Raw genomic sequence first — 14,919 nt, 5'->3', positions numbered from 1 at the left:
CGGCAGCCAATTGCCCAGCTTCGTGCAATTCAATCCGCAGACCGGCGAATTCCAGGTCAATGCCGAGCAGGCCAGGCAGCAGGGCGTGGAAGCCGTGGATGTGAAGGTGGTGGGGCGCGATACCCAGGGCAACGAAGCCTCGGCGGATTTCCGCATCATCGTTTCCAATACCGAAGGCTCTTCCGCCGGCCAGCCCAATCCGGAAGGCCAGCAGGCGCAGCCAGGACAAGGCCAGCAACCCGCGGCACAGCCCCAGGGCCAGGCTCCCCAGGGGCAGGGTCCCCAGGGCCAGCAAACAGCGCCGGCCGATCAGGATGCTTCCATCGCTCAGCCGGCAGGCAAGCTGGCATTGGCCGATCAATTGCGCCAGACCGGGCCGGGATTATTCCAGGCCCAGCGCGATGCATTGCTGTCGGCGCTACGCGATCAGGCGGCTTAAGACATGAGATCGAACGCATTCAAGCCAAGGAATACAGGGTTAGAGTCGATGGCGATAAAAAAACAAATGGCTTGGCGGGTCTTACCGATTTCTGCCTTGATGCTGGTATTGGCGGGCTGCGCGGTGGAACCGGTAACGGTTTCCAAGCAGGATGTGGCCGCGATGGTTAGCCTTGATCGTCAGGTGATCGATGCCAACCAGGAACCGCTGGATGGCCCGGTTACGCTGGACGAAGCCGTGGCGCGTGCCGTCGCCTATAATCTCGATCATCGCACCCGCATGATGGAAGAGGCGCTTGCCATGGGGCAGGCCAATCTGGCGCGCTACGACATGCTGCCGGTGCTTGCGGCCAATGCCGGCTTTGTAAGTCGCGATAATTTCAGCGCTTCATCCAGCCGTTCGCTTGAAACCCAGCGGCAATCGTTGGAACCATCCTATTCGTCTGACCGCGACCGGTTTACCAGCGATGTGAAGCTGTCTTGGAACATCCTGGATTTCGGCGTCAGCTATTTCCAATCCGTGCAGACCGCCAATATCTATCTGATTGCACGCACGCGCCAGAAGAAGGCCATGCTGCGCCTGGTGCAGCAGACCCGCACGGCCTTTTGGCGAGCCGGTGCGGCGCAGGAATTGCGCGGCGATATCAATCGCATCTCGCTGGATGTGCGTCAGGCCATGCGCGACCTGGACAAGGCGCAGAACGAGCGGATGCAAAACCCCACCTCCACCCTGCAATTCAAGCGCACTCTGCTTGATCTGCTAGGCCAGTTGGAGGCGCTGGATCAGGCACTGGGTGCGTCCGAAATAGAATTGAAGAGCCTGCTCAATCTCGATCCCACCACCGAATTGCGCCTCGACCTGCCCAAGACGCTTGCGCCATTGGCCCCACTGGGCGTGGCCATCGAGCAGCTTGAGCAGGTTGCCTTGCAGAATTCGGTGGATGTGGAGGAGATGGTCTATACGCGCCGGGTAGAGGTGGCCGAAGTGCGCAAGGCCATGCTGCGGTTGTTGCCGGGCTTGGAATTCTATGCGTCGCACAACACCGACACCAATTCCTTCCTCACCTATCAGAACTGGATGGAAATGGGTTCGCGGGTGACCTGGAATATCTTCCGGGTATTCACCGTGCCGGCTCAGATGGATCTGGCCGAGGCGCGCGAAAACCTGGCCAACACGCGCCGCCTTGCAATCAACATGGCCGTGGTCAGCCGTCTGCATCTGTCATGGCGCCGTTATGTGGATATGGTGTCGCAGTTGCGCCGCAGCGAAGAGATCGAGAAGATCGAAATCGAGATTGCCGGGCTTAGCAAGGCCAGCGCATCGGCCGATGCCGGCGCGCGTATCGAGCGTATCCGCAATGAAGTTTCGGCCCTGCGCGCGCAATTGCGCAGGTTCGAGAATTATGCCAACGCACAGGATGCGCTGGGGCAGATTTTTCTCAGCTTGAGCCTCAACCCAGTGCCGGCGGATTTCCGTTCATTGCCAGTCAAGACATTGGCCGCGTCGATCAAACAGAGCATGACGCCATGGGAGCGGGGCGAATTCCCCAATCCTGTGATGTTGGATCTGTCCATCGAGCGCGAAGGGAAGAAGTGATCATGAACACCCGCCGCATTCTTTCCGCTTGCGCTGCTATCCTGGCCTTGGCCGGCTGTGCCATCGACGACAAGCTACCCCAGCCCGACAAGGTGTTCCGTATCGGCACCGGCAGCTATGGCGGGGTGTATTACCCCTATGGCGTTTCCGCCTGCCGTTTGTGGAATGCCGAGGCCGCGCTTTCCACCACGCGCTGCCTGGTGCAGAACACCGCCGGTTCGGTGGATAATATCCAGCGCCTGAAGCAAGGCCGCGTGGAATTCGCGCTGGTGCAGGCCGATGTGCTCGGCCGCGAAATCCTGGAACAGCGTGCAGCCGGCACGCCGTCTGCGTTGCGCTTGGTGATGGCGGGGCCGCAGGAGGCGCTTACCATCGTGGTCAACCGCGCCAGCGATATCCAGTCCGGCAAGGATCTGAAGGGCAAGCGTATTGCGATCGGCCCTGTCGGGTCGGGCCAGCGCGCCACTGCACAGCAATTGTTTGCGGCGCTGAATATTGCCACCAGCGACGTGAGCGATGTGCCGGCGCTCACCTCGGGCCAGCAATCGCGCATGCTTTGCACCGGCGAACTGGATGCAGCATTGTTCGTCTCGGCGCCGCCCAGCGGCTATGTGTCGGAATCCACCATGGCCTGCGGAGGCATGCTGCTCAGCCTGGATGATGCCACGCGCACAGCGTTGCAGCAGGCCAATCCCTATCTGAAGCCGATGACCATCGGCCACGATGTTTATCGTGGCCAGAGCAACGATATCCAAACCGTGGGCGTGCGCGCGCTGATCCTCACCACGGCTAATCAGCCCGATGAACTGGTGTATCGTTTCACCCGCCAGATTGCCGGGCAGTTGGAAACCTTCAAACGCCAGCATCAGGCTTTCCGCGCGATTACTCCGGAAAGCCTGGTAGAGGCGCCGGATAATCTGCCGCGCCATCCCGGCGCCGAGCGCTTTTTGCGGGAAGCACGTTTGCTGCGATGACCCTTCGCCCGATATCCGCCGGTTTTTGCCGCGCGGCCGCCAGCCTGTCGCTGGTGGCCGCGTTGCTGCTTGCAGGGCCTGCGATGGGGCAGGCTGGCGATGGCCTGCCTGGCAAGCCGCTGCCGGGAGGCATGCTTGCCGCAGCTGAAGTCCAGGCAGCCGGGTTGATGGTGCGGGCGCAATTGCGGGCCCGCACATTCGCCACCATTGCCGCGCCGTTGCCCGGTTTGATCAATCGCATGCCGGTGCGCGAGGGCGAGCGCCTGGCCCAGGGCGCGTTGATCGCGGTGATGGATTGTTCCAGCCAGCAGGCGGGAAAAAAGGTAGTGGAGGCCAGGCTGGCCGGTGTGCGCACCAAGGTGCAGGTGAATGAAAGGCTGACGCAACTCAGCCTTTCCAGTTTGCTGGAAGTGGAATTGGCGAAAGCCGAAGAGGGGCAGGCCCTGGCTGAATTGGCGGCCATCGACGTAACCTTGCGCAAGTGCGAAATCCGGGCACCTTTTGCTGGCATCGTCGCTGAACAGCAGGCGCGCGCCCACCAATTCGTGCGCGAAGGCGACCCGCTGTTGGAATTGTTCGATACATCCAACCTGGAAATCGAATTGATCGTGCCGTCGCGCTGGCTGGAATGGCTGCGCGTGGGGGCTGCTTTCAGCGTCACGGTGGATGAACTGGGCCGGCCGGTGAATGCGGTGGTGGATCGTATCGGCGGGCGGGTAGACCCGGTGAGCCAGACTATCCGGCTGTTAGGCCGGGTGAATGGCGAACAGAAGGATCTATTGCCCGGCATGAGCGGGCAGGCACAGTTTCGGCGTGGCAATTAGCATCTCATGGCCGAGCAAACCGCCATGCCAGCAACGGATACCGCCAACCCCGATGGCGATGCACTGAAGCGCCTGGCAACGCTGCTTACTCTGCAGCGCAAGGTGCAGGCGGCGGCCGGCAGCGCCGAGATCGGCTATCTGCTCACCAATGACAGCCAGCTTCTGACGCCTTATCGCAATGCCGTGCTGTGGCTGCATGGCGGCAGGCGGCAGGGCCGGATCGAGGCCTTGTCGGGCGTGCCCGTGCCGGCGCGCGATGCGCCCTATGGGCAATGGGTTGCCAGGCTTTGCCGGCATCTGTCGCGCCAGAGCCGTACCGCGGAAAAGAGTTTAACGGCACAGGATGCACCGGAAGCATTACGGCGCGCCTGGCCGGAGCATCTGCCGCCGCAGGCGCTATGGCTGCCGGTGCGCGGCGCAGGCGGCCGGCCCATCGGCGGCCTGCTGCTGGCGCGCGAACAGCCCTGGGCCGAACGTGATATTCGGCTGCTGGCCAATTGGGCCGAAGTGGCCGGCCTTGCCATGGATGCTGCGGCGGCGCATGAAGCCTGGCCGATGCGGGTCTGGTTCTGGCTGCGCGCCAATGGCATGCGTCTGGGCCTGGCGGTGCTTGCATTGTTGCTTCTGGCATTGCTGGTGCCGGTGCAGTTGAATGTGCAGGCACCGGCTGAGGTGATTGCCTACCAGCCGCTGGTGGTGCGCGCGCCGTTGAACGCTATTATCGAAGAGGTGGCCGTGCAGCCCAATGCGGCGGTGAAGACCGGCGACCTTCTGGTGCGCTTCGAGGACCGCGAAATCCGCGCAAAGCTGGATGTGGTGCGCCATGGCCTGGAACTGGCGCAGGCGGAATACCGGCTGAACCAGCAGGCTGCCATCACCAGCCGTGAGGCGCAGGCCAATCTCACCATCCTGCGTGAGCGGATCGAACAACGCCGTGCCGAAGTGACCCAGGCCGAACGCATGCTGGAACGCGTGGAGGTGCGGGCCGACCGCGATGGCATCGCCATCATCGCCGATGCCGATGGCCTGCGCGGTCGACCGGTGCGCGTAGGCGAACGGATATTGAGCGTGGCCGATCCGGGCCGGGCCGAAATCGAATTCTGGATCGCGGCGGCGGACAGCATCGTTCTGGCCGATGGCGCACCGGTGGATTTTTTCCTGAACGTGGAGCCCGGCGCGCCGCGTGCGGCCAGGCTGAATTACATCGGCTATCAGGCCGCCAATTCGCCCGCCGGCATCCTGGCCTTTCGCGGCACGGCGCGGTTCGATACACCCGCCGATATTCCGCGGATCGGATTGCGCGGCACTGCCAAGCTGTATGGTGAAACCGTATCGCTGGGCTATTACCTGCTGCGCCGGCCGCTGGCAGCCGCGCGCGAAATGCTGGGCTTCTAGCCATGATCGCGCTGCGCCAGGATCTCAGCCTGCTGCCGGTGGAGCCCGACCGCACCGGAAGGCCGGCCTGGGTGCTGCACGACCCGGCACAAAATCGTTTCTTCCGCTTCGGTGCCGCCGAGATTGCAATGCTGGAGCAGATGACGCGGCCCGATCCGGCGGCTGGCGGCGGCGTGGATGCGAAACAAGCCGAGGCCTTCCTGGCCTATCTGCAGCAGCATAACCTGCTGCAGGGCGACGGCGATGCCAACCGGCAGCGGCTGATCAAGGCCCGGCAGGACCAGACGCCCGGCTGGTTTTCCTGGCTATCGCGCAGCTATCTCTCGATGCGCCTGCCGCTGGTGCGGCCCGATGCCTTTCTGGATGCCACCCAAGGCTATTTGCGCTGGTGGTTCGATCCGCGCATGAAATACCTGATGCTGGCGCTGGGCCTGATCGGCCTGGCGATGATGCTGCCGCGTCTGGATCTGTTTCTGGCTACGGCGATAGCCAATTTCACGCCCAGCGGCCTGCTGCTGTATTTCGGCGCATTGGCGTTGGTGAAGATGGTGCACGAACTCGGCCATGCCTATACCGCCAAGCATCATGGCTGCCGGGTGCCGGTGATGGGCGTTGCCTTCATCGTGTTTTGGCCGATCCTCTATACCGATACCACCGATGCTTGGCGGCTGCGCTCGCGCATGGCGCGGGTGGAGATCGACGTGGCGGGCATGAAGGCGGAAATCGCCGTGGCGATTCTGGCGCTGCTGGCCTGGTCGGCTTTGCCGGAAGGCTGGCTGAAAGATATCTGCTTCATGATCAGCACCACCAGCCTGCTGCTCACCTTCGCGGTCAACCTCAATCCGCTGATGCGGTTTGATGGCTATTATCTGATGTCGGATTGGCTGGGCATCGAGAATTTGCAGGAGCGTGCTACTGCCATGGCGCGCTGGCGCTTGCGCGAATGGCTGTTCGCTATCGGCGATCCGCCGCCCGAGCGGCCCAGCAGCCTGATGGTGGCTTATGCCATCGGCGCCTGGCTGTATCGCCTGGTTCTTACCCTGACGATCGCAGCCTATGTTTACAGCTTTTTCTTCAAACTCTTGGGGGCGCTGTTATTCGCCTGGCAGCTCTGGCTTTACGCGATCAAGCCGATCACCAGGGAGATTGCACAACTGCGACCGCTATTGCCGCGCATCCTGCCCAGCCCGCGCGCCTGGCTCAGCCTTGGCATTCTGATCGGCATGGCGTCTCTACTGGCGCTGCCGGTGGATCGTGGCCTGTCGCTGCCGGCCTATCTGCGCTCAGGCGAAGTGAGCGTGGTATATGCGCCTGTTTCCGGCCGGGTGGGCAGCATGGCGGTGGAAAATGGCCGCGCGGTCAGCCGCGACATGCCGCTGCTCAGCATCATCGCCGAGGATGCCGAACTGGAGCTGGAACTGGCCGAACGCAATGCCACCATGCTGCGCTGGCAATTGGAAATGCAGGGCCTGGCGCCGCCCTGGCTGAAACGCAGCGGCGTGATCGAAGCCGATCTGGAAGCCACCATGGCGCGGTTGCATTCGCTGCGTCGGCAGGCCGAGCGCAGTAAGCTGACGGCGGCTTTCGATGGCGTGGTGCGCGATGTGCTGCCCGATCTGGCGCCAGGGCAATGGGTGGGCGAGGGCGATGCGCTGTTCACCTTGACCGACGGAATGGAATGGCAAGGCCAGGCCTTCGTGTCGGAGGCCGATGCCGAAAGGCTGCGGCCTGGCGGCGAGGGCTATTTCGTTGCATCCGATGGCAGCCGGCCGGCCATTCCGGTGCGGATCGTCGGTATCGACGCTGCCGCCTTGCGCGAATTCGATGCGCCTTATCTGCTGTCCATCCATGGCGGACCGCTTCAGGCGCGCAGCAAACCCAATGGCGCCGTGGAGCCGCTGCGGGCCTATTACCGGGTGCATCTCGGCGTGCGGCCGCTGGGTGGCGGACAGGCGGATTTTCCCCATGTGCTGCAAGGCCATGTAGTGCTGAAGGCCGAGGCACGCTCCTGGCTCGGCCAGGGCCTGGTGCAATTGCTGGCGCAATTGCGCAAGGAAGCCGCAATCTGAGGGCGGCGCTTGCCGCGCGGCGAAGCGGTGGGTAGATAATAAATAAGTAATATCAATTGTTTGATGGCGGACAGGGTGAGATTCGAACTCACGGTACCCTTCCGGGCACGGCGGTTTTCAAGACCGCTGCCTTAAACCACTCGGCCACCTGTCCTTGGCGGGCGGCATCCTTACGGATGCCTTGCCGCAGTGGCTTGATACGGCGCCGGGAGGGGACGGTCAACTGGTCGGGCGGGTTCACAACATCAACTAATAGTTGTGTGCACAAAAATACTATGCAGCCTTGGTCTTTCTTTTCCCGTGGGCTGCGTGAATAGTGTCCCCATCGAGGGGGTATATGGCGACTCGTCTTTACAATAAGCGTGTGGTGATAGTGGCAGTAAGCGTGCTGCTGGTTGCGGGGTTCCTGCTGACCAGCCTGGCCAGCTATCACGTGTCTCGCCGTTCGTTGCGTGATGCCATCGGCCAGACCGAGCTGCCGCTGACCGCCGACAATATATATTCCGAAATCCAGCGCGACCTGCTGCGGCCGGTGCTGATCTCGTCGCTGATGGCCAACGACACTTTCCTGCGCGACTGGGTGCAGGATGGCGAATTGGAGCAGGGCGCCATCACCCGGTATCTCTCCGAGATCAAGCTGCGCTACAACACCATCACCAGCTTTTTCGTCTCCGAGCGCAGCCGCAACTACTATTTCGCCGATGGCGTGCTGAAGACGGTGCGCGAGAACGATCCGCGCGATGTGTGGTATTTCCGCGTGCGTGACATGAAGGCGGAATACGAGATCAATCTCGATCCCGACGAAGCCAATCGGGACACGCTGACCATCTTCATCAATTATCGCCTCGCCGATCAGCAGGGCGGCTTTCTGGGCGTGACCGGCGTGGGGCTTACGGTGGATGCCGTGCGCCGCATGATCGACGATTATCAGCGCCGCTTCCAGCGCACGGTGTATTTCGTCGATCGCCAGGGCGTGATGGCCATGGTGGGGCGCGATGGCAGCGTGCCGGAACACAGCATCACCAATCGCGGCAATCTGGGCAGCATCCTGCCGCAATTGAGCGAGGAGCTGGCGCAAAGCTTCCAATACACCTATCGCGGCGAGGAGCGACTGCTCTCCACCCGTTTCATCAGCGAGCTCGGCTGGTATCTGTTTGTCGAGAAATCAGATGATGCCGCGCTGAGCGATGTGCGCGAAACGCTGTATCTGAACCTGTTGATCAGCGCCATCATTACCGTGCTGGTGCTGATCGGCGCCCGCATGGTGATCTCGCGCTATCAAGGCCGGTTGGAGGAGATGGCGACCACCGACCGGCTCACCGGGCTGGTCAGCCGCAATGCCTACGACATGCTGATGGCCCAGGCGCTCAAGGATGCCCAGCGCCGCAATCGCCCGGTTTCAGCGGTGATGCTGGATGTGGACCGTTTCAAGCTGGTGAACGATACCTACGGCCATCTGCAGGGCGACCGCGTGCTGCGCGGGGTGGCGCAGGCCATGCGGGCTTCGCTGCGCGCTTCCGATATCGTCTGCCGCTGGGGCGGCGATGAATTTCTGGTGCTGCTGCGCGATTGCGACCTGGTGAATGCGGAACGCATCGCGGAAACCATCCGTGCGGTGATCGAGGAAGCCGAGTTCGGCGGCGATGGCAAGCATGTGAATGCCACGGTGAGCATCGGCATCGCGCCGTATTGCAGCGGCGACAATGTGGATCGCCTGCTCAGCCGTGCCGATGCCGCGCTTTATGCCGCCAAATTGGCCGGCCGCAACAGCGTGCGCGTGGCCGCAGAAGCCGATGCCGAGCATGAAGGTCCGCCGGCAAGCCCTTCAGCTTGATCGAACCGATCAGCTTGCTGAACCGCATTAGTGCGGGCCGGGCAGCACAACCACGGTGGGCTTCTTCGGCAGGGTTTCGCGGCGCAGCATGATGCTGCTTTCCTGGCTCAGCGTGATTTCATGGCTTTCGCGCAGCAGGCTGAGGAAACGCTCCAGGGTGCTTTCGCTGAAATAATGCATCGGCACCACCAGCGACGGCTTCAGTTGCAGGATAACATCGCGCATCTGCACCTGATTGAGGGTATAGCCGCCATCCACCGGCACAAGCACCACATCCGATTGGCCGATATCGGCCAGATGGCCTGGCGTGAGGGTGTGATGCAGATGGCCTAGATGCACGATGCAGATATCGGCGGCTTCGAAAATGAAAATCGAGTTGCCGTCGTATTCCGTATCGTTGGCGCCCCAGCGGCGGATATTGGTGGGCACATTGCGCACCCGCATATCCTTGTAGCTCAGATTATGGCGCGCCGGTTTGCCCATATAGGGCCAGCCACGCAGCACATGCTTGATTGCCGGATCGGGCGCATCGGTGAAATGCGTGGAATGGGCATGGTTCATGGTGGCAATGTCTGGCACAGCGGGCGGGCGCATATAATCGTTGTAATCGGTGGCCGCCGTGGCGCCGCCCGGGGTTTGAATCCAGAAGGTGGCATGGCCGACAAAACGCAACAGCACTTCGCCGCCCCGAGGCGCCGGTTGCGCCTGGGCAAGGCTTAGCCCGGCCAGTTGCGGTTTCGCCTTTTCCTGGGCAGGCGGAAGGGCAGGCCAGTAAAGCGGGTTCTGCGCCACGGCGCCCAGGCAGGCCGCCCAGGCCGGGCCAGGTATCCATACGCCAATCAGAAACACGAGGGAAAACACGAGGGACAGACGATTCCGGTATGGCGTCATGGCGATCTCCTGCTCATGCATACTAGGCAAGTTTCATTCCGCTTATCGATGAAAAAGCGGTGAGCGGAGCATCCCTGCCGGCAAACCTGGCCTGATCAGCCGTCAATCCTATTGCTGGTTGTTGCTGGGCCTGCGGCAAGCCAGGCGTCTGGGGGGGGGGAGCCAATACGGATGCTGCCTATAGTGTTTTGATGCTGTTTTTACGCTTTGCCGACGCTGTATGCGGCATCTGGCTTCGATGCTGACGATGCATCCACTGGTTATTATTTTGTCTGATTATTGATCGGGGTGACCGGATCTTATGCAACATTCAAATGACTCAAATTAAGACGCTAAGCGATTGAAAAGTGATAAAAAATGACGTGCTTGACTCCGCCCCCGTGGATGACTTTATGCTCCCGATAGTAACTTGAGGTGGTAGGGGTGCGTGATGGCTTTGAGTACGCTGCAAGTCGCGGCATTGATTGCCGGCAGTGGACTGACGGCAGCCGGTATGGCTGGCGCAGTCGGTTTCTTTGCCATGTCGGAGGGTGGTCAGGGCGGGCGATCCAAAGGTAGCCAGATCGAGCTGGTGATCCCGACGCGCAGCGACTGTATCAACGACGGGTTGCGAGAAGCCCAGGCCAAGAATTTCAGCCGCCAGGTCGCCTATGATATCGAAGTGCGCTGCGAGCAGCTGATCCAGTCGCTCGAAGGCCGCAAGGCCGCCAAGCGATAGCTGCGCCGCAAGGCCGCCAGGCGATAACCGCGCCGCAAGTAGCCTATCCCAGATTGATGCCGTAAACCGTCTGCGCCTCGGGGAAGCCCTTCAGGCTGCGGCTGCCCATATGCACGAAGCTGAAGCCTGCGCCCTGGCAGGCGGAGGTTACGGCTTCCGACACCACGATCTGCCCCACATCGGCCAACGCGCAAACCCGCGCGGCCAGCTGCACGGTTGAGCCGAACAGATCCTCGCCCGCCTTGATCGGCTTGCCGGTGGACAGGCCCACCCGCAGCTTCAGCGGCAGCAGCGGCATGATCTCGTTATGCACACGCACCTCGCTCTGGATCTGCACGGCGGCGCGCACGGCCTCCAACGGCGATTGGAAAGCCAGCATGGCGCCATCGCCGGTATGCTTCACCCAACGGCCGCGATGATCCTCCACGGCCTGCCGCACGATACGGTCATGCGCCTGCACCAGTTCCATCTGCAGCTTGTCGCCATGGCGCTGGGTGAATTCGGTGGAACCGATGATGTCGGTGAACATCACGGTCACGTTGTCCACCGGCTTGCCGTCGGTCTTGTTGACCCAGCGCTCCACCAGGGCCGGGCCTGCCGGCATGCCATCCTCAAGCTGGCCGTTCCAGCTCAGGCCAGACTGATACATTTCCATGTAGCGCGGCTCGGCGAGATATTCCTGGAAATTGCCGGCAAAGCGGCGCGCACTGGGCGCATCGCCAAACACCTGGCCCAGGCTTTCCGCCAACACGAATTTCTGTTCATGCAGCGCCCATTGCTTCAGCTTGGCGGCCTGTTCGCACAAGCCGGCCAGAAACAGATGGATGCCGAAGCTCATATGCCGGGTCAGCCGGTTCTCTTCGGCGGCGCCAGGGGTTTGCAACAGCTTGGCGATCCAGCCGCGTGCCAGGGTGACGAAGCCGTTCACCACGCCCAGCAGGCTGGCATGGCGCTCCGGCGTCACGGCGGAATCCGGGTCGTCGGCATCCAGATGCACCAGGTCGGGTTGGGCCGGCGCGTCGGGTTCCAGCGGTTCGAATTCCGGTTCCAATGCCGGCTGTTGCGGTTGCGGCGCGGCTGCCGGCTGTGCGGGGGGCGCGGCCGCCTGGCTGGGGCCGGTTTCACGTTCGCTGAGCAACTGGCTCAGCACCCGCATGATCATGCCGCGTTCATCGGGCGCGGTGGCCAGCAAGGCCAGGCCGGCGGTGGCAGCCACGGCGAAGGCTACGCCCATGCTGCCGAGGGTGCCTTTGCCAAGGGTGACGGTGCCCATCATGTCCAGCAGCACAAAAAGCAACGCCACCGCACCAAGCGCCATGGCAGCCAGCAGCATCATGATGGCCTGCTTGCCCCGGCTGCTGAGCGGCGCGGCTTCAGCGGTGGTGGTTGGGCCATCGCTGGCGGCTGCCGCGCTGGCGCTGGTGCTGCGCGGCTGCGCCGTTCTGGCGGCCAGCTTCGGCGCGGGCGGTTTTTTGTTGGGAAGTTGGTCTACTTTCTTCCGGTTAAGGATTTTACGCTCACGGATTTCTCCGCTTTCGGCATCGTGGGTTTCCTCGATCACCCGGAAGGCGATGATGTGTTTTTCGCGGTAGACATGCTCGGCAAAATCTATGGCGGCCTGCTTCTGGTGGCGCCCCTGGAATTGCTTCACCAATTGCCAGCGATAATCGGTGAAGGTGTATACATCGTAGATTACGTCGCTCATGGGGTGGATATTAGGTTGAGCATGGTTGTAACTCAATCGCGCAATGCGGCGTAATGCGAACAATCAAAAACATCATATAACGCTCTGTTTTATATTATTTATTACGTCATTTTTCGCGGCTGAGGTTCATTCGCCCGGGCCTGTGCCTGGGCCGAACGCATGGCGGTGACGATGCGTTCAAAGAAATTGCGCGACTGGGGCGGCTTGGTGACAAAGCCGTTGATGCCAAGTTTCTTCACCCGTTGCAGGGTTTCTGGATCCGCCCGGCCCGACATCACGATGATCGGCACCCGGGGATCGGGCACTTTCATCCCAAGCCGCACCTGCTCGATGAAGTCGAAGCCATCCATCACCGGCATGATCAGATCCACGATCAGCAGGTCGATGGGAAAGGCGGAATTGGCCAGCACGTCCAACGCTTCCGAGCCGTTGGTGGCCTCGATCACCTCGGTGAAGGAAAACTGCTCCAGCAGCCGCAGCGCCATCCGGCGCGAAAGCAGATCGTCGTCCACCAGCAGGATACGCCGCAACCGGATATCCACCGGCAGGCGGGTGCCGTCGTTCAGGGGCGGCCTTTGGCTCACGCTCGGCTCCGTTTCTGGCGATAATTCGCTTTGCGAGTGTGTGCCTTCGCGCGGGCAAATTCAAGATTTGCCTCGCATATCCAGCCCCCGAACCGTATTCTACCAACCGCTAGTGGTCGATTCATGATTTGAGGGAAGGGTATGTTCCAGCGTGGCCCGGAGTATATGCGGAAAACCGCCAACATGGTGCTGGATGCCCTGTTGCAGGCGGTGCGCGAAGGCTATGCCGACAAGCCGCTGCATCCCGACGACCTCGCCCGCATTGTGGATGCCACCAAGGCCTCCACCGACCTGGACCATTTCTACCGCGCCTCCTTCGACGAATTGCAGCGCGTGGCCGAGGACGATAGCCACCGCACCACCCGCATCAATGCCTTCGGCCGCCTGGTGGTGCATCCGCTGAGCGACCATTTCGAGGCCGGGCGGTTGGATCGCCGGCTGATCGGCAATTTCTTTTTCTTCGTCCGCTCGCTGTTCGGCGACCGGGTGGAGGCCTTTGCCGATGAGGCCAATGCCGTGGCCGAGGAATACCGGGCCAGGGGCGAACTGGAAACCTGGGACGCTTTCTACGCTGATCCCCGCATGAAGCGCATCTATTACCAGGTGATGGCCCGGGTGGTGCGTGCCTTCAAGGTGTTTGAAGCGCGGCGTGACTGGGTGATGAAGGTGATGCAGCACGACCCCACCAACACCGCCTTGTCCAGCACGGTGTATGTGCAAGGCAATTTCGATGGCGAGGCGATGCCCTTCGGTCCACGCGAATTCTTCCTGTTCTTCGACAGCCTGATCCGTCCGTTGCGGGATTTGCAGGGCGAAGACAAGGCCCTGTTCGTGGAAGTGGTGGGCGAGGAGCCCATTGCCATGGTCGGCGATTTCCTGATGGAAATGACCCGGGTGAAGCCTGCCGATTGATCCGGCTGGGATTGAACCGGCTGGGATTGACCCTGCTGGCTTGGGTGCCTCATTTCCCCCGGATGAACGGCAGGGTAAGCGCGGTGGGCGGATCGCGCCGGCCTACCACGCCGGCCACCGCAAGTAACGCCAGCAGATAAGGCAGCATCAGCAGCAGCGCGGTGGGCATTTCGATGCCGATGGCCGGCAGCTGGAATTGCAATGCGGTGGCGGCGCCAAACAACAGGCAGGCGCCCAATGTGCGCCATACCGTCCAGCCGCCGAAGATCACGGCCGCAATCGCCAGATAGCCGGCGCCGTTGGTCATGTTTTCGGTGAAGGTGTTGATATCGGCCACCGACAGGAACGAGCCGGCCAGCCCAGCCATCACGCCGGCAATCAGCACGGCCTGAAAGCGGATGCGTGCCACCGGAATGCCGGCCTTGTCGGCGGCGCGCGGATCGTCGCCCACGGCACGGATGCTCAGTCCGAAGGCGGTGCTTTTCAGCATCCACCAGATCAGCACAACGCAGGCCAGGCCGAAATAGACCAGCACCGATTGCTGCAGCAAGGCCGGCCCGATGAAGGGCAGGTCGCTCACGCCCGGTATCGCCAGCTTGGCCAGGCCGGGAATCTCCTCGCGCGAAAGGCCGCCGAAGATGATGCGGTACAGCAGGGTGGTGGCGCCTAGCGCCAGGATGTTGAAACCGATGCCCACCACCAGCTGGTTGGCGCGCCAATGCACGCTCAACACCGCCTGCACCACAGACACCACGAAAGAGGCCAGCACGGCGCAAAGGATGCCCAGCACCGGCGAGCCGGTGGCCCAGGAGCCCAGCGCGCCGAAAAACGCCGCTGTCAGCATCATGCCTTCCAGGCTGAGATTCAGCACGCCGGCGCGTTCGCTCACCAATTCGCCGGCTGCGGCCAGGATCAGCGGCATCGCCAGCCGCAAGGTAGAGGCGATGAAGACGGCGAGGTTTTCATCCATCGGCTTGC

Annotated in this window: 13 protein-coding genes and 1 tRNA gene; 9 read left to right on the top strand and 5 right to left on the bottom strand. The window is 62.1% G+C overall.

Annotated features, from left to right (window positions below; translation table 11 throughout):
• From KF827_RS16685 to KF827_RS16660, 6 genes are all read left to right on the top strand, one after another.
• On the top strand, positions 1 to 439 hold a 439-nt coding region (locus KF827_RS16685), incomplete at its 5' end, for a hypothetical protein (protein ID WP_291007772.1).
• Positions 440 to 538: 99 nt separating this feature from the next.
• Positions 539 to 2,035: a TolC family protein gene (locus tag KF827_RS16680; protein WP_291007770.1), complete on the top strand. Its 1,497-nt coding sequence runs from the start codon at positions 539 to 541 to the stop codon at positions 2,033 to 2,035.
• A gap of 2 nt (positions 2,036 to 2,037) precedes the next feature.
• On the top strand, positions 2,038 to 3,009 hold the full coding sequence (locus KF827_RS16675; protein ID WP_291007768.1) for a TAXI family TRAP transporter solute-binding subunit: 972 nt from the start codon (positions 2,038 to 2,040) through the stop codon (positions 3,007 to 3,009).
• Positions 3,006 to 3,833, top strand: a complete 828-nt coding sequence (locus KF827_RS16670) for an efflux RND transporter periplasmic adaptor subunit (protein WP_291007766.1) — start codon at positions 3,006 to 3,008, stop codon at positions 3,831 to 3,833. Before KF827_RS16675 ends, KF827_RS16670 begins: the two co-directional genes overlap by 4 nt.
• A gap of 24 nt (positions 3,834 to 3,857) precedes the next feature.
• Complete coding sequence (locus KF827_RS16665; protein ID WP_291007764.1) at positions 3,858 to 5,228, top strand: HlyD family efflux transporter periplasmic adaptor subunit; 1,371 nt, start codon at positions 3,858 to 3,860, stop codon at positions 5,226 to 5,228.
• Between the two features lie 2 nt (positions 5,229 to 5,230).
• Positions 5,231 to 7,297, top strand: coding sequence for an HlyD family efflux transporter periplasmic adaptor subunit (locus KF827_RS16660; RefSeq protein ID WP_291007762.1), 2,067 nt, complete (start codon positions 5,231 to 5,233; stop codon positions 7,295 to 7,297).
• Between the two features lie 64 nt (positions 7,298 to 7,361).
• Here the strand turns inward: KF827_RS16660 and KF827_RS16655 are convergent.
• A tRNA-Ser gene (locus KF827_RS16655) sits at positions 7,362 to 7,451 on the bottom strand.
• A gap of 183 nt (positions 7,452 to 7,634) precedes the next feature.
• Here KF827_RS16655 and KF827_RS16650 point away from each other — a divergent pair.
• A complete protein-coding gene (locus KF827_RS16650; RefSeq protein ID WP_291007760.1) occupies positions 7,635 to 9,131 on the top strand; it encodes a diguanylate cyclase in 1,497 nt (498 codons plus the stop codon).
• Between the two features lie 27 nt (positions 9,132 to 9,158).
• Here KF827_RS16650 and KF827_RS16645 read toward each other — a convergent pair whose 3' ends face one another.
• Positions 9,159 to 10,022 (bottom strand): MBL fold metallo-hydrolase, encoded by an 864-nt coding sequence (locus KF827_RS16645; RefSeq protein ID WP_291007758.1) that lies wholly within the window; start codon positions 10,020 to 10,022, stop codon positions 9,159 to 9,161.
• 430 nt (positions 10,023 to 10,452) lie between these two features.
• On the opposite strand from KF827_RS16645, the gene KF827_RS16640 reads away from it, so the two are divergent.
• On the top strand, positions 10,453 to 10,740 hold the full coding sequence (locus tag KF827_RS16640) for a hypothetical protein (protein ID WP_291007756.1): 288 nt from the start codon (positions 10,453 to 10,455) through the stop codon (positions 10,738 to 10,740).
• Between the two features lie 43 nt (positions 10,741 to 10,783).
• On the opposite strand, the gene KF827_RS16635 is transcribed toward KF827_RS16640, so the two are convergent.
• Complete coding sequence (locus KF827_RS16635) at positions 10,784 to 12,445, bottom strand: adenylate/guanylate cyclase domain-containing protein (protein ID WP_291007754.1); 1,662 nt, start codon at positions 12,443 to 12,445, stop codon at positions 10,784 to 10,786.
• 101 nt (positions 12,446 to 12,546) lie between these two features.
• Positions 12,547 to 13,029 (bottom strand): response regulator, encoded by a 483-nt coding sequence (locus KF827_RS16630; RefSeq protein WP_291007752.1) that lies wholly within the window; start codon positions 13,027 to 13,029, stop codon positions 12,547 to 12,549.
• A gap of 141 nt (positions 13,030 to 13,170) precedes the next feature.
• On the opposite strand from KF827_RS16630, the gene KF827_RS16625 reads away from it, so the two are divergent.
• Positions 13,171 to 13,941, top strand: a complete 771-nt coding sequence (locus KF827_RS16625) for a hypothetical protein (protein WP_291007750.1) — start codon at positions 13,171 to 13,173, stop codon at positions 13,939 to 13,941.
• 49 nt (positions 13,942 to 13,990) lie between these two features.
• On the opposite strand, the gene KF827_RS16620 is transcribed toward KF827_RS16625, so the two are convergent.
• The gene (locus tag KF827_RS16620; protein ID WP_291007748.1) at positions 13,991 to 14,911 is read right to left on the bottom strand and encodes an ABC transporter permease; all 921 of its coding nucleotides are present in this window, start codon (positions 14,909 to 14,911) and stop codon (positions 13,991 to 13,993) included.
• Positions 14,912 to 14,919 lie beyond the last annotated feature (8 nt).

Source organism: Ferrovibrio sp. (assembly GCF_019636075.1).
In the GTDB taxonomy this organism is placed as follows: domain Bacteria; phylum Pseudomonadota; class Alphaproteobacteria; order Ferrovibrionales; family Ferrovibrionaceae; genus Ferrovibrio.
The sequence above is the reverse complement of the archived record's forward strand: the minus strand, read 5'-3'. Positions and strand labels throughout refer to the sequence as shown.